Genomic DNA, 22,723 nt, shown 5'->3' on the forward strand with positions numbered 1-22,723 from the left:
GTGGGCGGCGCTGCCGCCGTAGGTATCCACGATAATCTTCCGGCCGGTGAGGCCGGTGTCCCCCACAGGGCCGCCCACCACGAACCGTCCGGTGGGATTGACATAGAACTTTGTGTCGGCAGTGATATAGGCTGCGGGGATGACGGGCTTGATGATGGTCTCCACCACCGCCTCCCGCAGATCTTTCAGATGAACGTCCGGGTCATGCTGGGTAGAAACCACAATGGCGGGACAGCGCAGGACTTTCCCCGCCTCGTCATACTCCACCGTCACCTGACTCTTGCCGTCGGGACGGAGCCAGGGAAGCTCCCCGGCCTTTCGAACCGCCGCAAGCCGGCGGCAGAGCTGGTGCGCCATGGAGATGGGCGCGGGCATCAGCTCGGGCGTCTCGCCGCAGGCGTAGCCAAACATCATGCCCTGATCTCCGGCCCCCATCAGGTCAGCCTCATCCTCTCCGCCGTTCTGCCGCTCAAAGGACTTGTTGACTCCCATGGCAATATCGGGGGACTGCTCGTCAATGGAGGTCATCACCGCGCAGGAGCGGTAATCAAAGCCGTAGTCCGGATTGGTGTAACCGATCCCCTCGATGGTGCGCCGGGCAATGGCGGGAATATCGGTGTAGTGGGAGGTGGTGATCTCCCCCATTACTGTAACCATGCCGGTGGTGGTAAAGGTCTCACAGGCCACATGGGCCGTAGGGTCATGGGCAAGGATGTCGTCCAGCACCGCGTCGGAGATCTGGTCGCAGACCTTATCCGGGTGCCCCTCCGTTACCGATTCAGATGTAAAAAGCCGCTTTGCCATGCTATTCTTCCCTTTCTTTTGTTTTTTACAAACAAAAGCGCCCTGTCGAAACCGACAGAGCACAGGCTGACCCGTCCTCATCTTTCGATTCCTCGCCGGATTTGGCACCTTGCGCTGCCGCAGGTTGCCGGGCTTCATCGGGCCGTTCCCTCCACCACTCTTGATAAGGCGCTATTGAATTGTGTCACTATTATATCCATATGGCTTTTTCTTGTCAAGCCTTGGCGCCATGAAAAAACGGAAAAGAGCCGGCCTATACAAAATGTTCATACTTTCTGCCTTTACTTTTTCTGCCAAAGCGGGTACAATCTTTTTTATCCGGTATCACACGAGGAGGGTCATGCCTTGCGCGCCATTGAGAATCGTATCTACCGTTTCTGCCGGGAGCACCCCCGCTTCGGTATCCCCAATCTGATGAATGTCATTGTCGTTGGAACGGCCATCGTTTACCTGCTGGATATGTTCAGCGGCTATATGGCCTCCAACCTGATCGGCTTCAGCTCCTACGCCATCTTTCACGGCCAGATCTGGCGGCTGCTCACCTTTGTCTTTGAGCCTCTCAGCGCCCGTCCCCTCAACTTCGTTCTCTCCCTCTACTTCTACTGGTGGATCGGCTCCTCTTTGGAGCGGGAATGGGGCACCCCATATTTCAATTGCTTCTATCTCATGGGCGTCGTGCTCAATATCATCTTCGGTCTGGTGGCCGGATATGCCAGCGCCACCTACCTGAACCTGTCTATGTTCTTTGCCTTTGCCGTTCTGTACCCGGACATGCAGGTGCTGCTGTTCTTTATTATTCCCATCAAGATCAAGTGGCTGGCCTGGGTGGACGCGGCCCTCTTCGGCGGCTCCATTCTTCTGAATCTGCTCCATCTGAACATTGTGGGTGCGCTCCTGCCAGTGGTGGCCATTCTCAACTTCTTCCTCTTCTTCTGGGGAACTATCAGCGACGCGGCCAACTACCGCAAGCAGCGCTTCCAGCACCAGCACGCCAAACAGACTGTGGATTTTAAGAAGGCCGCCAAGACCGCCTACCAGCAAAAGGGCTACATTCACAAATGTGCCGTCTGCGGCAAAACGGACACCGAGTTTCCCGACATGGAATTCCGCTACTGCTCCAAGTGCAGCGGCTATTACTGCTACTGCATGGAGCACATCAACAACCACGAGCATATTCAATAAAAGAAAAAGCGGCGTTTCGGAAAGAAACGCCGCTTTTTTATTCCTTCTCTGCCGGGGCCGGCATGCTCTTTTGGTAGGATACGCCCACTACACTCAGAATAATGATGACAATGCCAAGCAGCTGAAGGGCTGTAAAGGAATCCTTCATAATGAAGATGCCGGCCAGCACAGAGATCACGGTGACAAAATTATTGAAAATACAGATCTTACCTACGCTCAGTTCACTCACAGCGGAATTGATCAGCAGGAAGCCGACCACCGAGGAGAGCACCGACAGGTAGAATACCGCGATAAGGAAGCCCGGGGAGGACAAGGCGGCGGCAAACACGGACAGATCCCGGCGGTTTTCCGCCACCGCGATGATGACATAGACCACGCTGCCCAGGGCAAACATCACATAGGTGCGCTCAAAGGCGGAAAATTGCTGGGAAATGCTCCGGCTGATGGTGTTGAAAAGCGCCGCGCACAGCACGGCTCCCATCAGGATCAGTGTCCCCGGCAGAGAGATATTCCCCAGTCCGCCCACCGTCGTCATCATTACGCCCGCAATGGAGGCCACCGCGCAGATCACCTGCCGGAGGGTACAGCTCTCCTTCAAAAACAGGCGGCCGAACACCAGCCCCACCACCGGCACCAGGCCGATCATCACCCCCGCAAAGGAGGACGAGGTCAGGGCGATACCGTAGGTCTCGCAAATGAAATACAGTACCGGCTGGACGAAACCCAGCAGCAGAAGCGGGCCCAAAGGCTTTCCCCGCAGATGAAAATTCACTTTCCCTGACAGCGCCAGCAGGTTCAGCGTCAAAAAGGACACCGCGAAGCGAACGGCCAGCATCACAAGAGGGCTCGCCGATCCCATGGCCAGCTTGGAGAACAAAAAGCTAAAACCCCATATGCTGTATCCCGTCAGAGCCATCAACGTGGCCCGGGTGGATGCCTTCATGTCAGTCCCCCTTCTCTATTTATCAAATGACCGCCTACATACTTTATCAAAAGCCTCTGCCCTTTTCAAGTCCCTTTTCTCCCGGCAGGAGACAAAAAAGGAGATGGAACAGGTCATTTCCTGTTCCATCTCTTTTTTCGCTCAAAGGTGGTGGTTTAGCCGAAGTAACGCTTCAGCAGGCCCTCAAAAGCCTTGCCGTGGCGGGCCTCGTCCCGGGCCATCTCGTGGACGGTGTCGTGGATGGCGTCCAGGCCCAGCTCCTTGGCCTTCTTGGCAATGGCCATCTTGCCCTCGGTGGCGCCGCACTCAGCGTCCACCCGCATCTCCAGGTTCTTCTTGGTGGAGTCGGTCACCACCTCGCCCAGCAGCTCGGCAAACTTGGCGGCGTGCTCGGCCTCCTCATAGGCGGCCTTTTCCCAGTACAGGCCAATCTCGGGATAGCCCTCGCGGTGGGCCACACGGGCCATGGCCAGATACATACCGACCTCGCTGCACTCGCCCTGGAAGTTCTCCCGCAGGCCCTGGATGATATCCTCGGGAGCACCCTTGGCTACGCCGACCACATGCTCAGCGGCCCAAGTCCGCTCACCGGCCTGCTTCACGAACTTCTCTCTGGGCGCCTTGCACAGAGGGCAGATCTCGGGAGCCTCGGGCCCCTCATAAACATAGCCGCAAACAGAACAAACCCATTTCATATCAACAATACCTCCTAAAATTTTTATACCTCAGCTTCATTAAACAGTAATTATTCCTGTTTATGTCCTAAGAATACCATATATTGCCTCCCTGTGTCAAGAGGGATTTCTTGTTTTTCTGAAAACTTTTCCAGGTCTTTCTCTTATTCCACGGTGACCGATTTGGCCAAGTTTCTGGGCTTGTCAATGTCACACCCCCGCTGGAGCGCCACATAATAGGCGAAGAGCTGAAGAGGAAGCACGTCCAGACTGGGCAGGAGCATGGGGTGAGTGTCCGGCACCACAATGGTGTGATCCACCGTTTTGGCCATGGCCTCTTCCCTGCTCTCCACAGTCAGTCCCAGCACATCGGCGCCCCGGCTTTTTACCTCCACCACGTTGCTCATGAGCTTCTCAAAGAGGGGGCTGTAGCTGGCCAGGGCCACCACCAGAGTGCCCGGCTCGATCAGAGAGATGGTGCCGTGCTTCAGCTCTCCGGCGGCATAGGCCTCGGAGTGGATGTAGGAGATCTCCTTCAGCTTCAGGGAGCCCTCCATGCCCACAGCGTAATCCAGATTGCGGCCGATGAAAAAGATGGAGGGGTGGTTAAAATAGAGGGATGCCATGTATTGGATCCGCTCCCGCTGTTCCAGCACCGCCTCCAGCTTGGTGGGCAGCAGCAGAAGCTCCGAGACCAGCTCATCATACTCCGTCTTTGTGATGGTGCCCAGCAGATCGGCAAAATAGAGGCCGATGAGATAGGTCACCGCCAGCTGGGTAGAGTATGCCTTTGTCGTGGCCACGGCGATCTCCGGCCCTGCCCAGGTGTAGATCACATCATCGGATTCCCGGGCGATGGTAGAGCCTACCACATTGACGATGGACAGCACCCTGGCCCCCAGCCTTCTCGCCTCCCGCATGGCGGCCAGGGTGTCGATGGTCTCGCCGGACTGGCTGATGACCAGAACCAGCGTGTTTTCCGTGACGATGGGGTCACAGTAGCGGAACTCGGAGGCCAGTGTCACCTCCACCGGCTTGCGCAGCAGCTTTTCCAGGTTGTATTTCGCCGCCATGCCCACATGATAGGAGGAGCCGCAGGCGATAACATAGAGCTTATCCATCCGGCGCAGGTATTCGGCGTCAAAGCTCAGATCGTCCAACACCACTTTGCCTTCTTTAAGCCGGGGGAACACGGTCTTGCGGAAGGCCTCGGGCTGCTCCATGATCTCCTTGGCCATAAAGTGCTCATACCCGCCTTTTTCAGCGGCGGAGATCTCCCAGTCTACATGGCACAGCTCCTTCTCCACAGGCTGAAGATAGCCGTCGTAGACCTGGATGCCGTCGGTGGTGAGCACCGCCACCTCCCCGTCGTCCAGATAGCTCACCTCACGGGTGTACTTGATGACGGCGGTCACATCGCTGGCCAAGAGGTTAAAGCCCTCTCCATGACCCAGGATCAGGGGGCTGTCCTTGCGCACCGCCACCAGCTTGTCCGGGCAGTCGGCGCAGATGATGCCGAAAGCATAGGCCCCATCGATGCGGTGGAGCACCTTCATCACCGCGTCCAGCAGGTCGCCCTCGTAGTAGTGCTCCAGAAGCTGTGCCACCACCTCCGTATCGGTCTGGGAGATGAACTTCACGCCCTGCCGCTCCAAGAACTCCTTGATCTCCACATAGTTTTCGATGATGCCGTTATGTACCACGGCGAAGCGCCCGTCTCCGGAGACCTGGGGATGCGAGTTCACATCAGAGGGCTCCCCGTGGGTGGCCCAGCGGGTGTGCCCCAGGCCCACGGTGCCGTGGATGGTCTCTCCCCCCTGGGTGAGGTCGGAGAGCACCTTGAGCCGGCCCTTCGCCTTGGCCACCTGAAGGCCCTGTTCCTGTCCGTAGATGGCCAGGCCCGCCGAGTCATAGCCCCGGTATTCCAAACGGGACAGGCCGTCCAAAAGGATGGGGCCCGCCTCCTCCTTGCCGATAAAACCAACGATGCCGCACATGGGCAGTTCCTCCTGCTGAAAAGGTATTTTTGCACTTTTTACATTATAACGGTTCTTACCCAGATACGCAAGATTTTCCGGCTCATTTAGTGTCTTCCCCGCCGAGGCGGCAGGTGAGGGGTCTCTGCCTCCACCAGAATGATGTCCTCTCCGAACCGCCGGACTGCCGACCAGGGGAACACCCGCTCCGCCTCTCTGCCCAGCAATCCAAATAACCGCAGCCGTCCGGGGACGATAAGGGCGCGGATCTGCCCCGTCTCCAGATCCACCTCCGCATCCCCTACATAGCCGTAACGGCTGCCATCGGTGACATTGATGACCTCCTTACAGCGCAGCTCCCCCACTCTGGTATCCATGGCTCACCCTCCTTTTTGTAAGGATATGGCGCTGTCGCCTTGTCCTATGCGCCGCACCCCGTTCCCTTCGGGTGCATAGGATGGGCAAAAAGGAGGTATCTGTATGCCCATGATCTATCTCTCACCCTCCACCCAAGAGAAAAATTTCTATGTCAACGGAGGCACAGAGGAAGAGTGGATGAACCGTCTGGCCGATGCCATTGTCCCCTACCTCAACGCCTCCGGCATCCGCTATACCCGCAACACGCCCCAGATGACCGCCGCTTCCTCCATCCGCGCCTCCAATCAGGGCAGTTATGATCTTCACCTGGCGCTTCATTCCAACGCCGCCCCCGAGGGCCTCTACGGCCAGAAGCGCGGCATTATCGTCTTCTATTACCCCGGCAGCACCTCCGGCCAGCGGGCGGCCACCTTAGTGGCGGACGGCCTGAAGGAGATCTACCCTCTGCCCAACGACGTTCGTGCCGAGCCCTCCACCACCATCGGCGAAGTCACCCAGCCCCGGGCTCCCTCAGTCTTCATTGAGCTGGGCTACCATGATAATGTGGACGACGCAGTCTGGATCAAAAACAACATTGAGACCTCCGCCCGAAGCATCGTCCTGTCCCTGACGGAATTTTTCGGCATTCCCTTCCTCTCCCCTGTCCCGGCCCGGGAGGGTGTGGTAGACGTGAACTGGGGCAGCCTGAATCTCAGGGATAAACCCAATGTGGCCTCCTACGTGGTGACACAGGCACCCAATGGGGCCCAGCTGACCATTCTCAACCAGTATCAGAACTGGTATGTGGTGCGCTACGAGGGCATAGTGGGCTGGGCTTACGGCGACTTCGTCACGCTGGTATAAGGCCATGGTCATCCATGTGGTAACGCCGGGGGATACCCTCTACTCCATCGCTTTGGAATATGGTGTCCCCATGTCCCAGATCTCCCTGGACAACGGCCTGGAGCAGCCCCAAAATCTGGTCACCGGCCAGGCTCTGGTCATCCGTTTCCCCCAGGTCACCCACACCGTCCTCCCCGGCCAGACCCTCTTCGCCATCGCCCAGCAGTACGGTGTGAGCCTGCGCCAGCTCTTTCAGAATAATCCCATCCTCATCGGCCAGGAAAACATCTGGCCCGGGGAGACCCTGGTCATCTCCTACCGACAGGAGCCGGGGCCGCTCATTTCCGTAAATGCCTACGCCTACCCGCATATCAGCGACGCTCTCCTCCGCGCCGCCCTGCCTTATCTGACCTATCTGACGCCCTTTACCTACGGCTTCACCCCCGAGGGAGCTCCGGTAGAACCCAGGGACGAGCGGCTCATCGCCGCCGCCCGGAGCTTTTCCGTGGCCTCGCTCATGCACCTGTCCACCCTTACTGAGGAGGGCGGCTTCTCCAATGAATTGGCTCATCTGCTTCTTAACGATCCAGAGCTTCAGGATCGTCTGATCGTCAACGTCATCGCCACCCTCCGGGAAAAGGGCTACAGCGGTCTGGATGTGGACTTCGAGTATGTCTTCCCGGAAGACGCGGCACAGTATGCCGCCTTCCTGGGCACACTTACACGGCGGCTCAACTCTCTGGGCTATCCGGTCATTGCCGCCCTGGCCCCCAAAACCTCCTCCACCCAGCGGGGTGCTCTATACGAAGGCCACGACTTTGCCGCCATCGGCACCGCGGTCAACAAAGTACTGCTCATGACCTACGAGTGGGGCTATACCTACGGCCCTCCCATGGCAGTGGCTCCCTTACCCAACGTGCGCCAGGTGGTGGAATACGCCCTCACCGAGATCCCCGCGGGCAAGATCTGGCTGGGGATCCCCAACTACGGCTACGACTGGCCCCTCCCCTTTATCCAGGGGCAGACAAAGGCCACCTCCATCTCCAGCCAGCAGGCAATCGCGCTGGCCCGCCGCTACGGCGTGGCCATCCAATATGACGAGCGCGCCCAATCCCCCTGGTTCCGCTATACCGACGAAAACGGCGTCGAACACGAGGTATGGTTTGAGGACGCCCGAAGTATTCAGGCCAAGCTCTCCCTCATTCCGGAATACGGTCTGGAGGGCGCCGGCTATTGGAACCTGATGCGGGAATTCCCCCAAAACTGGCTGGTTCTGTCCTCCCTCTACCAAATTCGGCAGGGGCTAACCTGAAACGTTCACAGATTATTCACGGGAAGTTCTAAAACTGTCCATCACTTTTCTTTGGGAAGTGGTATCCTATACTCGTCAGGACAGACAGCACAAAGCACCAGAACCTCCTCTCTTTTCCTTTCTCTCTCAAAACGCTGTCCCCCATGGGTGGCAATCGCCGCCCATGGGGGCACAGACCAAAACTTCCGCGCCATAGGGCGCGTTACTCCGGGACGGCTCACGCCGTCCCGCTTTGTTTCCCGACTTTTTTAAAAAAATTGGAGAGGAACTCTTTACAATTAAGGTGCAATTTGCTATAATAATCAAGCGCCTTTCATAAGCGCCCGTAGTTCAATTGGATAGAGCGTCAGATTCCGGTTCTGAATGTTGGGGGTTCGAGTCCCTCCGGGCGTACCAAAAAGAAAAGACACCCTTTCGGGTGTCTTTTTTTGACGACTGTTTGGCCGGACAAGAACCTCTTGGGAGGTCGAACTACTGCCTCTTAATGAGCAAAGCGCGTTTAGTGGCAGCCGATACCCTCCGGGCATACCCAGCCCCTTTCCCATCCCACAAGGCCATATCAGAACAGGAGGATGACCGAAATGAGCGTCTATTTTTACGGCTGCATCACCATGGACGGCTATTTAGCCGACAAAAACCATGGTTTGGACTGGCTTCACCAGAGCGGCTCCTCAGAGGAGACAGATTATGACGAATTCTACCGCAAGATGGATATCACCATCATGGGACGGCGAACCTTCCGTGAGATAGAAAAGGCGGAGGGCGCCGAAGGCTTTTATCCCTCCACTCAGAATTTTGTCTTCACCCATTCCAGCCAGCTCACGCAGCCCGGCTACCTTCCCGTGAATGCCGATGTAGTTGAGTTTGTAAAGGCACAGGATCCGGATAAAAATATTTGGATCGTTGGCGGGAACACCATATTGGCGCCCCTGCTGGATCACGATATGGTCGATCACCTTATCCTTCAGATCGCCCCTGTGCTGTTGGGTGCGGGGATCCCCCTATTCACCCAGAAGGAAGCACTGAAGCGCTTCCTTCTGAAAGAAACAAAACGGTACGGACAATTTGCGGAACTGGTCTACGACCGAAACCGAGCCGACCCAGGCTAAAACAGAGCCCCGCTTCCTGGGAAGCGGGGCCCTTTTTATTTCCCTTTATTCTGTGTCGGCGTCCCCGGCATCCACCGCGACTGAGACTTCCGTCGGAACGTACTCCGGAGCGGCCTCCTCCTCGCTGGCGACCACGGGATCCTCCACCTTGTCGTACTGGCGGTACTGGGACAGGCCGGAGCCGGCGGGGATCAGTTTGCCGATGATCACGTTCTCTTTCAAGCCCAGCAGGTGATCCACCTTGCCCTTGATCGCCGCCTCAGTGAGCACCTTGGTGGTCTCCTGGAAGGAGGCGGCGGACAGGAAGGAGTCGGTGGCCAGAGAGGCCTTGGTGATGCCCAGCAGCAACCGGGAAGCCTCCGGCAGAACCAGATCCAGCCCGTTCTCGCCCTTCTCCCCCGCGTCGATGCGGGCCTGGACTGCCGCCTTGGCATCCAGATACTCTACCAACTCGATGGTAGAACCGGAGAGCAGCTCGGAGTCCCCGGCATCCTCCACCCGCACCTTACGCATCATCTGACGGGCAATGACCTCGATATGCTTGTCGTTGATATCCACGCCCTGCTGCCGGTAAGGCTTCTGGACTTCCTGGATCAGGTAGTCGTAAACAGCGTGGATGCCCCGGATGCGGAGCACGTCCTGAGGATAGAGGGCGCCGTCGGTGAGGGCCATGCCCTTCTCCACCACGTCGCCGGTCTTCACCCGCACACCCGCGGAATGAGGCAGCGCATAGGTGACGGTCTCTCCGTCGTCGGCCACGATGGTGACGTCGTATACGCTGCCGCCCTTCTTGGCCTCCTCCACGGTGACCTTGCCGGAGATCTCCGCCAGCTGGGCCATTTTCTTGGGCCTGCGGGACTCGAAGAGCTCCTCCACACGGGGAAGACCCTGGGTAATATCACCGCCGGCAACACCGCCGGTGTGGAAGGTACGCATGGTCAGCTGCGTGCCCGGCTCGCCGATGGACTGAGCGGCGATGATGCCCACCGTCTCGCCCTCGCCCACAGGCTCGCCCACGGCCAGGTTCACGCCGTAGCACTTGGTACACACGCCGGTGCGGGACTCACAGGTCAACACCGAGCGGATCTTCACCTCGTGGATACCGTGGGCCTCCAGCAGGTCGGCGGTGGCGGCCGTCATCATGGTGTCGTGGCTCACCAGCAACTCGCCGGTCTTGGGATCCACCACATCCTCCACAGGATAGCGGCCATTGAGCCGCTCGCCGAAGGTCTCAATGACCTGGCCGTTCTCGCTGATCTCACTGACTACGATGCCATCGTGGGTGCCACAGTCGTGCTCCCGAATGATGACCTCCTGGGACACGTCCACCAGACGGCGGGTCAGATAGCCCGAGTCGGCGGTACGCAGAGCGGTATCGGCCAGACCCTTCCGGGCGCCTCTGGCGGAGATGAAGTACTCCAGAACGGAAAGGCCCTCGCGGAAGTTGGCCTTGACAGGGATCTCGATGGTACGGCCCGCCGTATCGGCCATCAGGCCGCGCATGCCGGCCAGCTGACGGATCTGGGCAATAGAACCACGGGCGCCGGAATCCGCCATCATCCAGATGGGGTTGTAGCGGTCCAAGTTGTCCATCAGGGCGTCGGCCACATCCTTGGTGGTCTTCTCCCAGGCCTGCACCACCAGACGGTAACGCTCGTCATTGGTGATAAAGCCCCGGCGGTACTGCCGCTCGATCTTCACGATCTCCTGCTCCGTATCCGCGATCATCTGCTTCTTGGTCGGCGGCACCGTCATGTCGTAGATGGAGACAGTCAGCGAGCCCAGAGTGGAATAGTGATAGCCTTTGGACTTGATGGTGTCCAGCACACCGGCGGACTCGGTAAAGCCGTGCTTGCTGATGCAATAGTCGATGATCTTGCCCAGCTGCTTCTTGCCCACCATGAAGTTGATCTCCGGCTCAAAGACCTGCTCCGGATCGGTGCGGTCAACAAAGCCCAGATCCTGGGGGATGCCCTCATTGAAAATAAGCCGGCCCACGGTGGTGCGCACCAGCTTGTGGCGCTCCTCCCCGTTCACGGTGGCGTAGCGGCGCACCAGGATGGGCTCATGGAGATCCAGCGCCCCCTCGTCATAGGCCAGCCGGGCCTCCGCCTCACTGGAGAAGGTGTGGAGCACCTCCCGGGGCAGCTCGCCCTTGGGCGTCTCTGCACAAATGCCGGCATAGGTGGGAATGTCGTCCGGATCGCCGGGCTTCTTCACCCAAATATAGCTGTCCTCAGTGATCTTCTTTGCCTTGAGGGCAGCCTTGACTGCGGCCACGTCCTCATAGGTGTCCTCCGCGGCATGGTCGGGATACTTGACATACGTCAGATAGTAGGAGCCCAGCACCATGTCCTGGGTGGGCACGGTGACGGGGCCGCCGTCCTGGGGCCGCAGCAGGTTGTTGGCAGAGAGCATCAGCAGCCGGGCCTCGGTCTGGGCCTCGGCGGACAGGGGAACGTGAACGGCCATCTGGTCGCCGTCGAAGTCGGCGTTGAAGGCGGTACACACCAGAGGATGGAGCTTGATGGCCCGGCCCTCCACCAGCACCGGCTCGAAGGCCTGGATACCCAGGCGGTGAAGTGTGGGGGCCCGGTTGAGCATCACCGGGTGATCCTTGATGACAAACTCCAGCGCGTCCCAGACCTTGGGGTCGCCCTTATCCACCTTCTTCTTGGCGGACTTGATGTTGTTGGCGGTGCCGTCCTCTACCAGCTTCTTCATCACGAAGGGGCGGAACAGCTCCACAGCCATCTCCTTGGGCAGGCCGCACTGATAGATCTTCAGCTCAGGCCCCACCACGATGACGCTTCGGCCAGAATAGTCCACGCGCTTGCCCAGCAGGTTCTGGCGGAACCGGCCCTGCTTACCCTTGAGCATATCGCTCAAAGACTTCAGCGCCCGGTTGTTGGCGCCCACCACAGCCCGGCCGCGGCGGCCATTGTCGATGAGGGCGTCCACCGCCTCCTGGAGCATCCGCTTTTCGTTGCGCACGATGATATCAGGGGCATTGAGCTGGATCAGGCGCTTCAGGCGGTTATTCCGGTTGATGACCCGGCGGTAGAGGTCGTTGAGGTCGCTGGTGGCAAACCGGCCGCCGTCCAGCTGCACCATGGGACGGATCTCCGGTGGGATGACAGGCAGAACGTCAATGACCATCCACTCCGGCTTGTTGCCGGAAATGCGGAAGGCGTCCACCACCTCCAGCCGCTTGACGATACGCGCCTTCTTCTGGCCGCTGGCCTCCTTCAGCTCAGCCCGGAGGGAAACGCTCAACTCCTCCAGATCCACCTGCTGGAGAAGCTTCTTCACGGCCTCGGCGCCCATGCCGGCCTCAAAGTCGTCCTCATACTTCTCCCGCATATCCTGATATTCTTTCTCGGACAGGATCTGGTTCTTGGCCAGGGGGGTGTAGCCGGGATCGGTGACGATATAGGCGGCGAAATACAGCACCTTCTCCAGGATCCGGGGGCTGATGTCCAGCAGCAGGCCCATCCGGGAGGGGATGCCCTTAAAATACCAGATATGGCTCACAGGAGCGGCCAGGGTGATATGCCCCATCCGTTCCCGGCGCACCTTGGCACGGGTGACCTCCACGCCGCAGCGGTCACAGACCTTGCCCTTATAGCGGATCTTCTTATACTTGCCGCAGTGGCACTCCCAGTCCTTGGTGGGGCCAAAGATGCGCTCGCAGAACAGGCCGTCCCGCTCCGGCTTCAGGGTGCGGTAGTTGATGGTCTCGGGCTTCTTCACTTCGCCGTGAGACCATTCCAGGATCTGCTCCGGGGAGGCCATACCAATACGGATCGCGTCAAACTCAGCGTAGCTCATATTCTCGTCCTCCCTTTCTTATTCCTCGTCCTCGAATTCGCCGTCCATGCTGTCGGCGAGATCCTCGTCCTCATCGTCAGCCTCGTCGGCGATCACCAGATCGTCCTCGTCGCTGTTCTCCTTGAGGGTGTAGCCGGCGGCGGCGAACTCGTTCTCGTCCCGGTACTGATAGAAGTCGTCATCCTCCCGGACACGATCGGGGGGATAGGTGTCCTCATCGTCTTCCTTCAGCTCGATGACCTCACCGGCACGATCCAGCACCTGTACGTCCAGGCACAGGGCCTGGAGCTCCTTGACCAGCACCTTAAAGGCCTCGGGCACGCCGGGAGAGGGCACGTTGTGGCCCTTTACGATGGCCTCGTAGGTCTTCACACGGCCGGTGACGTCGTCGGACTTGACGGTGAGCATCTCCCGAAGGGTATAGGCCGCGCCGTAGGCCTCCAGGGCCCACATTTCCATCTCGCCAAACCGCTGGCCGCCGAACTGGGCCTTGCCGCCCAAGGGCTGCTGGGTGACCAGAGAGTAGGGGCCGGTGGAGCGGGCATGGATCTTATCGTCTACCAGGTGGTGGAGCTTGAGGAAGTAGACATAGCCGGTGGTGACCCGGTTGTCAAACTTCTCACCGGTACGGCCGTCGTACATATCGCTCTTGCCGTCCTCGGCCAAGCCGGCCTGCTTCAGAAGCGCCTGAATGTCGCTTTCGTTGGCGCCGTTGAAGATGGGGGTGGCCACCTTCCAGCCCAGGGTCTTGGCGGCATAGCCAAGGTGGACTTCCAGCACCTGTCCGATGTTCATACGGGAGGGCACGCCCAGGGGGTTCAGAACGATGTCCAGCGGCGTACCGTCGGGCAGGAAGGGCATATCCTCCTGGGGCAGGATGCGGGAGACCACGCCCTTGTTGCCGTGGCGGCCGGCCATCTTATCGCCCACAGAGATCTTCCGCTTCTGCGCGATGTAGATACGCACCACCTGATTCACGCCAGGATTGAGCTCGTCGCCGTTCTCCCGGGTGAATACATCCACATTGACGATGATGCCGCTCTCGCCGTGGGGCACTTTCAGGGAGGTGTCACGAACCTCCCGGGCCTTCTCGCCAAAGATGGCCCGGAGCAGCCGCTCCTCTGCGGTCAGGTCGGTCTCGCCCTTGGGGGTGACCTTGCCCACCAGGATGTCGCCGGGGTGCACCTCGGCGCCCACCCGGATGATGCCGCGCTCGTCCAGATCCTTCAGGGCGTCCTCGCCCACGTTGGGGATGTCCCGGGTGATCTCCTCAGGGCCCAGCTTGGTGTCCCGGGCCTCGGTCTCGTACTCCTCGATGTGGATGGAGGTGAACACGTCGTCCTTCACCATCCGCTCGTTGAGGAGGATGGCGTCCTCGTAGTTGTAGCCCTCCCAGGTCATGAAGCCCATGAGGATGTTCTTGCCCAGGGCGATCTCGCCGTTGGAGGTGGAGGGGCCATCCACGATGACCTCCCCCTTCACCACCCGCTGCCCCACATTGACGATGGGCCGCTGGTTGATACAGGTGGTGTGGTTGGAGCGCATGAACTTGGTCAGCTTGTGATCCACCACCCGGCCGTCGTCGTAGCGGATGGTAATATAGTCGGCGCTGACCCGGGTGACCTCGCCGTCGTCCTCCGCCAGGATGACCACCTCGGAGTCGATGCAGTTCTTATACTCCTGTCCGGTGGCCACGATGGGCGCCTCGGTGGTGAGCAGAGGCACGGCCTGCCGCTGCATGTTGGCGCCCATCAGGGCGCGGTTGGCGTCGTCGTTTTCCAGGAAGGGGATCATGGCGGTGGCGATGGACACCATCATCTTGGGGCTGACGTCGATATAGTCCACCTGGCTGCGGTCTACGCTGATGATCTCGTTGCGGTGCCGGCAGGTAATGCGCTCATTGACCAGGCAGCCGTTCTCGTCCACCGGCTCGGTGGCCTGAGCCACATTATAGGGATCTTCCACATCGGCGGTCATGTAGACCACCTCTTCGGTGACCTTGCCGGTGGCCTTGTCGATCTTCCGGTAAGGCGTCTCGATAAAGCCGTAACGGTTTACCTTGGCATAGGAGGCCAGGTAGGAGATCAGGCCAATATTGGGGCCTTCGGGCGTCTCAATGGGGCACAGACGGCCATAGTGGGAATAGTGGATATCCCGGACGTCGAAGGAGGCCCGGTCGCGGCTCAGGCCGCCGGGGCCCAGAGCGGAGACACGGCGCTTGTGGGTCAGCTCCGCCAGGGGGTTGGTCTGATCCATGAACTGGCTCAGAGGTGAGGAGCCGAAGAACTCCTTGATGGCGGCGGTGACGGGCCGGATATTGATGAGGCTCTGGGGGGTGACGATGTCCAGATCCTGAATGGTCATCCGCTCCCGGATCACCCGCTCCATCCGGCTGAAGCCGATGCGGAACTGGTTCTGGAGCAGCTCGCCCACGCAGCGCAGACGGCGGTTGCCCAGATGGTCGATATCGTCGGGGCTGCCCACGCCGAAGGCCAGGCAGTTGAGGTAGTTGATGGAGGCCATGATGTCGTCCACAATGATGTGCTTGGGCACCAGGTCGTCCATGTGGTCGGCCACCAGTTCCTTCAGGGCCTCCTGGTCGCCGCCGGCCTGCTTGATGAGATCCATCAGCACGCTCTCCCGCACGCTCTCAATGACGCCGCACTCCTCAGGGTCAAAGGAGACCAGGGAGGCCATGTCCACCATGTGGTTGGAGAACACCTTCACGCTGGCGCCCTCCACGTCCAGCACCACCTCGTTGACGCCCTTGCTCTGAAGCTCCCAGGCCCGGTCATGGGTCAGGGTCTCCCCCGCCTCGGCCAAAATTTCACCGGTGGCGGGATCGGGCACGGGCTGGGCCAGGGTCTGGCCTACGATGCGGGGGGCCAGGGCCAGCTTCTTGTTGAACTTATAGCGGCCCACAGCGGACAGGTCGTAACGCCGGGCGTCGAAAAACAGGGCGTTGATGAGGCTCTCGGCGGAATCCACCGTGGGCGGCTCGCCGGGGCGGAGCTTGCGGTAGATCTCCAGCATAGCCTCCTCATAGGTCTTGCAGGTGTCCTTCTCCATGGTAGCCACGATGCGGGGATCCTCCCCGAACATCTCCAGGATCTCCCCGTCAGTGCGGGGGCCCACCGCCCGGATCAGGCATGTGATGGGGATCTTCCGGTTCTTGTCGATGCGCACCCAGAACACGTCGCTGAGGTCGGTCTCATACTCCAGCCAGGCGCCCCGGTAGGGGATCACCGTGGTGGCGTAGGTCAGATTCTCCGCCTTATCCGCATTCTTGGCATAGTAGATACCGGGAGAGCGGACGATCTGAGAGACGATGACGCGCTCCGCGCCGTTGATGACAAAAGTACCGGCCTTGGTCATCAGGGGGAAGTCACCCATGAAGATCTCCTGCTCCTTGATCTCCTCGGTCTCCTTATTGCGCAGCCGTACCCGCACCTTGATGGGGGCGGCGTAGGTGGCGTCCCGTGCCTTGCACTCATCTACGTCATACTTGGGAGCCTCATCCATGGTGTAGTCGATGAAGGACAGCTCCAGATTCCCGGCGTAGTCGGTGATGGCCGCCACATCGCGGAACACCTCCCGCAGCCCCTTTTCCAGGAACCAGCGGTAGGAGTTCTTCTGGATCTCCAGGAGGTTGGGCATCTCCAGGGGCTCCTGATGGCGGGCGAAGCTCTTACGGAGTGTTTTGCCGTAGTAGACGTCCTTTACCATGTAGAAATCACACCTCGTTTTTTTGGTTTTTCAGTGGAGAAACGCCTTTTTCGGCCTCTTTTCTCCCCCGTGTGTCCGGTTGTTTGCCGTCAAATCTCACAATTTCCCAACCTTTTCCGATTTTGAAACGCCCGGCAAGGTTGTCAGTTTGTGCCCTATCTCCCTTGCAAAGAACAGGTCGGTATGGTACACTTGCATCACGAGATTTGAAAGGGACATACTATGTCCTTATAGATAATAGCGTTTTAGTGTACCATGAAATTTATGTAAAGTCAATAGCCTTTTCGCTTTTTGATCTGGAGAAATCCAGATTTTTTTATTGATATTTTCATGACACGAGGTGACCGTCCATGTCCACCCATCAGGCGAGACCCGCCTCCCGTCTGGGCCTGCTGCTGACCGCGCTGGCCCTGGTACGCTGCTATGGTCTGGGAGGCAGCGCCCTGGGCAAGCTGCTCCTCCCCCTGTGCTTTCTGGCGCTGGGCGCTCTGGCCGTTTACCTCCTCTTCCGGGAGGGCTGCGACGGCCATACTGCGGCGGTCATGCTTCTGCCCATCGGCCTCGCGCTGCTTCTCCGGGCCCTTCTCCTCCCTCATGCCACCTTGGATTATCAGGACTTTCTCTCCCAGTGGGTGGAGCATTTCCGTCAAAACGGCGGTCTTCTGGCCCTGAAAGATCCTGTGGGCAACTACAACGTACCCTACCTCTACCTTCTGGCTCTCATCTCCTATCTCCCCATGTCCGACCTTTACCTCATCAAGCTCTTCTCCATCCTTTTCGACGTGCTCCTCGCCTGGGGCGGTTTTCGGCTGGCCAAGGCGCTCACCGGGGACGACGCCGCCCCTCTCTTTGCCTTCACCCTCCTGCTTTTGCTGCCCACGGTGATCCTCAACGGCGCCTGCTGGGGACAGTGCGACAGCGTCTGGGCCGCCCTGTGCGTCCACGCTCTGGCCGCCGCGCTGGAAGACAGGCCCAGGGCCTCTTTGGCTCTGCTGGCACTGGCCTTCTCCTTTAAGCTCCAGGCCATTTTTCTCATCCCCCTCTGGGCCGCTTTCTGGTTCACCGGCCGAATGAAGCTGCGAGACGTCCCCGTCTTCCCCGCCGTCTTCGTTTTAACTATGCTTCCGGCCATGGCCTTCGGAAAGCCGGCGGGCGATATTTTGCGTGTCTACCTCTCCCAGGCCAGCGACAGCGTGGGCTGGCAGACCCTCAACTACAATTCCCCCTCCGTCTTTACCCTCTTCCCCTACCGGATCCAGTTCCCCCAGTGGGCCCCCAGAGCTGCCATCCTGCTGGCCTTTCTCTTTATGGCAGGAGTGCTCATCGTCCTCTTTATCCGCCGAAATACGGCGGATAATTCCGCTCTCGCCCTGGCGGGAGCGGCCCTGAGCCTGGGCATCCCCTTCTTCCTGCCCTATATGCACGAGCGCTATTTTTTCCTGGGCGGCGTCCTGCTTTGCGTCCTGGCCTGTGTTTGGCCCGCCCTGGTTCCCGGGGCCGCGGGCGCTGAGCTCGCCTCGCTGGGCGGCTATCATGCATACCTGATGAAGCGGTATATCATGACCTTGAGCTTCTTCGGTCTGACCTGGACACAGCTTTTGGAGGGCCTTCTCATGCTCTTCGCCCTCGTCTTTGTCACCGCCGCGCTTCTCTCCTCCCTCTGGCCACGCGAGCCGGCATAGACAGCAAAAAACGCCCGGCAGGACAAAGTCCTGTCGGGCATTTTTTGTCTTCTCTCACATGACCTGGCCCCAACAGAGATAGTGATAGAGAAACCAGCATTGCAAAAGCCCCATTACGGCCATCAGCGCTCCGGTCAGTTTCGGCTTCTCCTCCAGCTCGTCGGCGGCAAATAGGAAGCAGGGCAGAGCGCAGGAGAGGTACCGGCCCGCGCTGAGCAGCCAGGACAGGCAGTAGTTGAGAATAAAATAGACAAAGGCATAGAGCGTGAGCATGCTCCGGTGCTTCTTCCAGCTCCGCCACAGCAAAAGAGCAAAAATCGGGAACAGTATCAGCTCCGGGATCCACATCTCCCACCGGGTGGTGATCGCGGGCCAGGTCAGCGCATTTCGGGCCAGATAGACCAGCACCTTGGGAAACCACATAAATCCCTGGCTCCAATGCCGCTGCATTTCTGTAAAGGTAAATGGATTGTCGGCAATGTAAAAATTCAGGGCAAAATAGATCAGGCTCCCCAGCACCGGCATACATATCATCGGCAGTTTCCGCCCGATGGCCCAAAACACCTGTTTTTGCTCTCTTTCCGACAAGGAGAAGGGCTTTACGGTGTTGCACAGTTCTGCCATTGCGGCCCCAATGAGAATAACCCCCTGCATCCGGGTCATGGCCGCCAGGATCCCCCACAGCCCCGCCCTTCCCCACTGGTGGCGGCGAATGTGATAGAGCCCCGCCGCAGTGGTGAGGAAGAACAGGCTCTCCGTCATAATGCCGCCAAAAAAGAAGGCGAAGGGAAAAAACCAGAGAAGGCCCACGGCCCGCCGGGCGATCCGCGCTCCATATTCCTCCGCGCCCAGCCGGTAGAGATAGACGCTCCCCCAGGCAAAGCAGAAAAAGCTCACCAGCATGCCCGCCAGAGCGGTGTGTCCAACCAGGAGCCGCACCGCCCGGACGATCCAGACATAGAGGGGAAAAAAGACCAGGAACAGAGGTTTTCCGTCCTCGATATAGCCACCGTAACCCAGCTCCGCCAACTTCACATAGTGGGGCGCGTCCCAGCGGCACCACAGCTCCGGCAGATCACGCAGGGCCACCGTCTCCCCGGACAACATATTATAAAGGATGAGACTTCCCAGCGCCACGGCGCACCGAAACAGCAGCGCCGTCAAAAAGAGCTTTCCCAGGGTCTCCCGGGAGGGCGCCGCCCCCTGCCGCCGGGGCAGCGGCGTGGAGAAAGGCTCCGGCAATCCGGCTCCGCACTGGGCCGCCCAGCGCAGCGTCAAAGCCCCCGCCGCGGCCAAAAAGACTGCGGTGGCTATGATATTCCACCCAAGCTCCACGCTTCCCACCTCCATTTCCTCCAGTATACACGTTTTTCCCCCGGAGTGCACCTATCATTGGAAAATATTTCTCCTTTTTTCTCGCCGCCCCGTGTTGACAAATCGGTATCAAGGTGTTACAATTTGGTAACAAGATTTGAAACCGTTTTGTAACAAAGGAGGAAGTTCCATGGCAGATCAGAAGAAGGACATCCCCCTGACCTATAAGGGCCACCCCCTTCGCAGGAAGGATAACCTCATCTATTACGGCAGCATGGCCGACAAATACATCATCGCCCTTCAGATCCTCTCCTCTGAAAAGGAAGGGGATCTGGACGTGGCCACCAAGGTCTCCGTTCAGCTCCAACTCACCGACCCCGACCTGAAAAGCAGGGATCGGGTGGTAAAGAAAAGCGAAAAGCAAAACCTCTACGACGCCATGGATGTGGGCGCGGTCTGGCTGGAGCGGGCTCTGGCCGGCAAATAAGGCTCCTACTACGAAAGAACAGAGACAGAAAGGATGTCGATTCCAATGCCTCTCACCGGAAAGCTCCTGAGAACTGCATTTATGACCTTTGCTCTCTCCGCCCTCTGCGTGGTGGGCGCCTCCGCCGCCAGTCTGGGCGTCGGCACCGTCAACGTGGACGCGCTGCGCATGCGCGACCAGGCCAGCACCGACGCCTCCATTCTGGCCACCGCCTCCAAGGGCGATCAGGTGGTCGTTCTGGAAGAGGCCGCCGAGGGTTGGTACAAGGTGGATTACCAGACCGTGGAGGGCTATATGTCCGCGGAGTATCTGGACGTGGTCACCCAGTCTGATGTCCCCATCGGCTACGGCCTTGTCCGTACCGACGGCGCCACTCTGAATGTCCGCTTCGGCCCCGGCACCGACTACGACCAGGTCATCTCCCTCTATAACGGCGCTGTCGTCACCATCACCGGCATCGACAACGGCTGGTATAAGATCGAGACCGCCAAGGGCTACACCGGCTATGTCTCCAGTGAATATATGATTACCTGTAAGGACTCCGCCGGCTCCCGGGGCGACGGCCAGGGCCTCCAGTCCGGCGGCAGCCTGGGCCAGCAGGTGGTGGATTACGCCGCCCAGTTCCTGGGCCGTCCCTATGTCTGGGGCGGCAACGGCCCCAACAGCTTCGACTGCTCCGGCTTTACCAAGTATGTGTATGGCCACTTTGGCTACACCCTCAACCGCACCGCCTCCGCCCAGCTGAGCAACGGCGTGTCGGTCTCCTTCGATGAGCTCCAGCCCGGCGACCTGGTCTTCTTTGACAACGGTCGGGTGTCCACTCCTGTATCCCATGTGGGCATCTATGTGGGCGGCGGGCAGTTCATCCACGCCTCTACCAACAGCTACTGCGTCCAGTATGACAGCCTCTATTCCAGCTACTACAGCCGGGTGTTCGTCTACGGTCGCCGTATTTTCTAAATTTGTTGTCAAAGCGCCGCCTGAACGGGCGGCGCTTTTTTCATTCCCACACTGAAAAAGAGCCCTGACGCCTATTGGCGTCAGGGCTCTTGATTCTCCCGGTCTTATTCCTCAGGCTTCTTGTCTTCAGCCAGAGGCTCCACAGGGGCGGTGGATTCCACCACAGGGGGCGTCACCACAGCGTCCTCCACGGAGACGGTCTCGGCGTCCACGATGTTGCCCTCGCTCTTGATCTCCTCCATGCGGCTCTTGTTCTCCTCAATGTTCACCTTGGCGGCGGTGATCTTCTGGCACAGGGCCTCATAAGCCGCCTCGGGGGCCATGCCCCGCTCCGCGTAATAGAGCTTGCCGATCTCGATGTATGCCTTCCGAATGGCGTCCTCCTCACCCAGGTTGGCGGTCTTCAGCTTGGCGATCTCCGCCAGCTGCTTGGACTTAGCCACACCGGTCTGCGCCAGGTCTATTGCCCGATCCTTGATGCTGTCCAGGTTGTCAAATAAAGCCATGGGATCTTCCCTCCTGTTTTTTAAGATACGCCTTCATTCTATCCTCTTTTTACCACAGAAGCAAGGGAAATCGGGATAAATTAAAAATTCCTTCATAAATCTTCTCCCTTCACCCCTCTCCCCTGTGCGCCATACAATGGCTTGGGCGGCTCTATCGGGCCTTCCCGACTATGAGATTGGAGTGTTGATCCTATGACCCCTGAGACTTATATGCGCCGCTATCACGCCGGCTGCGGCTGTGATGAGGAGGCGGCAGCTGTGACGGCAGAGGAGCTGTTCCCCGCCTGCGCTTTGAATGCCTCTGACTGCGGCTGCGGGTGCGGCCAGACCGATCCTGACCCTGATCCCACCTGCTGCTGCAAAGCCTCTATGGCAGAGGCCCTTCAGCTTCTGTGCGGCGAGACCATAGGTTCCCTGGTAGATTTTGACGCCTTTTTCTTCCTCACCGACTCCCTGGCCTTGGGCAGTTCCCTCACCATCCCCGGCGCCGACACCGACAACATCGGTACTCCCGCAGCCTCTCTGCGCCGGTTCGCGCCCTGTAACTGCGATCTGCTGGATGTGGATGGCACCGCCTATTTCGCCGTCCCCGACCAGGCCGGCCTCGCCCTGGAGACCGTAAGCCAGCTTAGCCTCTGCTCTATCAAGGCTGTGGCCTTCCAGCTTGCCACCGCCGATGAGGCGGACGGTGAGACCGTTTACCGCCGGGCGGTGCGGGCCATTCGCCGGGCCATCCAGACTGAGGGAGGCTGCACCGGCGCCTGCGGCGTATGTCAGGCCCACTGCGACTGCGACGACTGCTGCTGTGCCTCCGGTATCCTCTCCGAGCTGGCCACCCGCAACTTGAGCCGCACCGCCACGCTCACCGCCGGCCCCCTGGTGCTTCAGAACGTCACTGTCCTGGGCTCCATCGGTTCCGTGCTGGTGCTGGCCAGCGAAGAGCTGGAGCGGATCTATTTTGTCTGCGCCAACGCTGTAGAGGCCCTGAGCTGACAGCAAAGCGGAGACGGCTAACGC

The 22,723-nt window shown here is 59.3% G+C and carries 17 protein-coding genes, 1 tRNA gene and 1 riboswitch; of the genes, 9 read left to right on the forward strand and 9 right to left on the reverse strand.

Features of this window, described 5'->3' with window-relative positions:
* Nucleotides 1–804, reverse strand: an 804-nt coding sequence (gene metK / locus NFR87_RS03940; RefSeq protein ID WP_251446682.1) for a methionine adenosyltransferase, incomplete at its 3' end; no start/stop codon positions are given.
* A 74-nt stretch (nt 805–878) separates the two neighbouring features.
* Nucleotides 879–974, reverse strand: a riboswitch (SAM riboswitch).
* Between the two features lie 175 nt (nt 975–1,149).
* On the opposite strand from metK, the gene NFR87_RS03945 reads away from it, so the two are divergent.
* Nucleotides 1,150–1,986, forward strand: coding sequence for a rhomboid family intramembrane serine protease (locus NFR87_RS03945; protein WP_251446685.1), 837 nt, complete (start codon nt 1,150–1,152; stop codon nt 1,984–1,986).
* A gap of 37 nt (nt 1,987–2,023) precedes the next feature.
* On the opposite strand, the gene NFR87_RS03950 is transcribed toward NFR87_RS03945, so the two are convergent.
* The 4 genes from NFR87_RS03950 to NFR87_RS03965 all read right to left on the reverse strand — a co-directional run bounded on the left by NFR87_RS03950 (nt 2,024) and on the right by NFR87_RS03965 (nt 5,956).
* Nucleotides 2,024–2,929, reverse strand: a complete 906-nt coding sequence (locus NFR87_RS03950; RefSeq protein ID WP_251446688.1) for a DMT family transporter — start codon at nt 2,927–2,929, stop codon at nt 2,024–2,026.
* A 155-nt stretch (nt 2,930–3,084) separates the two neighbouring features.
* Nucleotides 3,085–3,624, reverse strand: coding sequence for an NADH peroxidase (locus tag NFR87_RS03955; protein ID WP_251446691.1), 540 nt, complete (start codon nt 3,622–3,624; stop codon nt 3,085–3,087).
* A gap of 143 nt (nt 3,625–3,767) precedes the next feature.
* Nucleotides 3,768–5,600: a glutamine--fructose-6-phosphate transaminase (isomerizing) gene (gene glmS, locus NFR87_RS03960; RefSeq protein ID WP_251446694.1), complete on the reverse strand. Its 1,833-nt coding sequence runs from the start codon at nt 5,598–5,600 to the stop codon at nt 3,768–3,770.
* An 86-nt stretch (nt 5,601–5,686) separates the two neighbouring features.
* Nucleotides 5,687–5,956 (reverse strand): YlmC/YmxH family sporulation protein, encoded by a 270-nt coding sequence (locus NFR87_RS03965; RefSeq protein WP_251446697.1) that lies wholly within the window; start codon nt 5,954–5,956, stop codon nt 5,687–5,689.
* Between the two features lie 103 nt (nt 5,957–6,059).
* Here NFR87_RS03965 and NFR87_RS03970 point away from each other — a divergent pair, with 103 nt between their 5' ends.
* From NFR87_RS03970 to NFR87_RS03985, 4 genes are all read left to right on the forward strand, one after another.
* A complete protein-coding gene (locus NFR87_RS03970; protein ID WP_251446700.1) occupies nt 6,060–6,800 on the forward strand; it encodes an N-acetylmuramoyl-L-alanine amidase in 741 nt (246 codons plus the stop codon).
* Between the two features lie 4 nt (nt 6,801–6,804).
* Nucleotides 6,805–8,091: a glycoside hydrolase family 18 protein gene (locus NFR87_RS03975; protein ID WP_251446703.1), complete on the forward strand. Its 1,287-nt coding sequence runs from the start codon at nt 6,805–6,807 to the stop codon at nt 8,089–8,091.
* A gap of 319 nt (nt 8,092–8,410) precedes the next feature.
* Nucleotides 8,411–8,487 (forward strand) — tRNA-Arg (locus NFR87_RS03980).
* Between the two features lie 185 nt (nt 8,488–8,672).
* Nucleotides 8,673–9,200: a dihydrofolate reductase family protein gene (locus NFR87_RS03985; RefSeq protein ID WP_251446707.1), complete on the forward strand. Its 528-nt coding sequence runs from the start codon at nt 8,673–8,675 to the stop codon at nt 9,198–9,200.
* Nucleotides 9,201–9,245: 45 nt separating this feature from the next.
* On the opposite strand, the gene rpoC is transcribed toward NFR87_RS03985, so the two are convergent.
* On the reverse strand, nt 9,246–13,031 hold the full coding sequence (rpoC, locus tag NFR87_RS03990; protein ID WP_251446711.1) for a DNA-directed RNA polymerase subunit beta': 3,786 nt from the start codon (nt 13,029–13,031) through the stop codon (nt 9,246–9,248).
* 18 nt (nt 13,032–13,049) lie between these two features.
* A complete protein-coding gene (rpoB, locus tag NFR87_RS03995; RefSeq protein WP_251446714.1) occupies nt 13,050–16,757 on the reverse strand; it encodes a DNA-directed RNA polymerase subunit beta in 3,708 nt (1,235 codons plus the stop codon).
* A 350-nt stretch (nt 16,758–17,107) separates the two neighbouring features.
* Between rpoB and NFR87_RS04000 the strand changes: the two genes are divergently transcribed.
* Nucleotides 17,108–18,439: a glycosyltransferase 87 family protein gene (locus NFR87_RS04000; protein ID WP_251446717.1), complete on the forward strand. Its 1,332-nt coding sequence runs from the start codon at nt 17,108–17,110 to the stop codon at nt 18,437–18,439.
* A 54-nt stretch (nt 18,440–18,493) separates the two neighbouring features.
* On the opposite strand, the gene NFR87_RS04005 is transcribed toward NFR87_RS04000, so the two are convergent.
* Entirely contained in the window at nt 18,494–19,774 is a 1,281-nt protein-coding gene (locus tag NFR87_RS04005; protein ID WP_251446720.1) for a mannosyltransferase family protein, read from the reverse strand.
* 169 nt (nt 19,775–19,943) lie between these two features.
* Here NFR87_RS04005 and NFR87_RS04010 point away from each other — a divergent pair, with 169 nt between their 5' ends.
* Entirely contained in the window at nt 19,944–20,240 is a 297-nt protein-coding gene (locus tag NFR87_RS04010; RefSeq protein WP_251446723.1) for a hypothetical protein, read from the forward strand.
* An 81-nt stretch (nt 20,241–20,321) separates the two neighbouring features.
* Complete coding sequence (locus NFR87_RS04015) at nt 20,322–21,200, forward strand: C40 family peptidase (RefSeq protein ID WP_251446726.1); 879 nt, start codon at nt 20,322–20,324, stop codon at nt 21,198–21,200.
* Nucleotides 21,201–21,304: 104 nt separating this feature from the next.
* Here the strand turns inward: NFR87_RS04015 and NFR87_RS04020 are convergent, their stop codons facing one another.
* Entirely contained in the window at nt 21,305–21,706 is a 402-nt protein-coding gene (locus NFR87_RS04020) for a serine proteinase (protein ID WP_251446729.1), read from the reverse strand.
* Nucleotides 21,707–21,898: 192 nt separating this feature from the next.
* Here NFR87_RS04020 and NFR87_RS04025 point away from each other — a divergent pair, with 192 nt between their 5' ends.
* Nucleotides 21,899–22,699, forward strand: coding sequence for a CotA family spore coat protein (locus tag NFR87_RS04025; RefSeq protein WP_251446731.1), 801 nt, complete (start codon nt 21,899–21,901; stop codon nt 22,697–22,699).
* Nucleotides 22,700–22,723 lie beyond the last annotated feature (24 nt).

This window comes from Vermiculatibacterium agrestimuris (assembly GCF_943193085.1).
Taxonomy (GTDB): Bacteria; Bacillota; Clostridia; order Oscillospirales; family Oscillospiraceae; genus Vermiculatibacterium; species Vermiculatibacterium agrestimuris.

What these genes read in the sequence shown, in the direction of transcription:
- rpoB (WP_251446714.1), bottom strand. Translation starts at nt 16,757, where the DNA reads ATGGTAAAGGACGTCTACTACGGCAAAACACTCCGTAAGAGCTTCGCC.
- rpoC (WP_251446711.1), bottom strand. Translation starts at nt 13,031, where the DNA reads ATGAGCTACGCTGAGTTTGACGCGATCCGTATTGGTATGGCCTCCCCG.
- NFR87_RS03955 (WP_251446691.1), bottom strand. Translation starts at nt 3,624, where the DNA reads ATGAAATGGGTTTGTTCTGTTTGCGGCTATGTTTATGAGGGGCCCGAG.
- NFR87_RS03965 (WP_251446697.1), bottom strand. Translation starts at nt 5,956, where the DNA reads ATGGATACCAGAGTGGGGGAGCTGCGCTGTAAGGAGGTCATCAATGTC.
- NFR87_RS04025 (WP_251446731.1), top strand. Translation starts at nt 21,899, where the DNA reads ATGACCCCTGAGACTTATATGCGCCGCTATCACGCCGGCTGCGGCTGT.
- NFR87_RS03950 (WP_251446688.1), bottom strand. Translation starts at nt 2,929, where the DNA reads ATGAAGGCATCCACCCGGGCCACGTTGATGGCTCTGACGGGATACAGC.
- NFR87_RS03985 (WP_251446707.1), top strand. Translation starts at nt 8,673, where the DNA reads ATGAGCGTCTATTTTTACGGCTGCATCACCATGGACGGCTATTTAGCC.
- NFR87_RS04020 (WP_251446729.1), bottom strand. Translation starts at nt 21,706, where the DNA reads ATGGCTTTATTTGACAACCTGGACAGCATCAAGGATCGGGCAATAGAC.
- NFR87_RS03975 (WP_251446703.1), top strand. Translation starts at nt 6,805, where the DNA reads ATGGTCATCCATGTGGTAACGCCGGGGGATACCCTCTACTCCATCGCT.
- glmS (WP_251446694.1), bottom strand. Translation starts at nt 5,600, where the DNA reads ATGTGCGGCATCGTTGGTTTTATCGGCAAGGAGGAGGCGGGCCCCATC.
- NFR87_RS04000 (WP_251446717.1), top strand. Translation starts at nt 17,108, where the DNA reads ATGTCCACCCATCAGGCGAGACCCGCCTCCCGTCTGGGCCTGCTGCTG.
- NFR87_RS04015 (WP_251446726.1), top strand. Translation starts at nt 20,322, where the DNA reads ATGACCTTTGCTCTCTCCGCCCTCTGCGTGGTGGGCGCCTCCGCCGCC.
- NFR87_RS04010 (WP_251446723.1), top strand. Translation starts at nt 19,944, where the DNA reads ATGGCAGATCAGAAGAAGGACATCCCCCTGACCTATAAGGGCCACCCC.
- NFR87_RS03970 (WP_251446700.1), top strand. Translation starts at nt 6,060, where the DNA reads ATGCCCATGATCTATCTCTCACCCTCCACCCAAGAGAAAAATTTCTAT.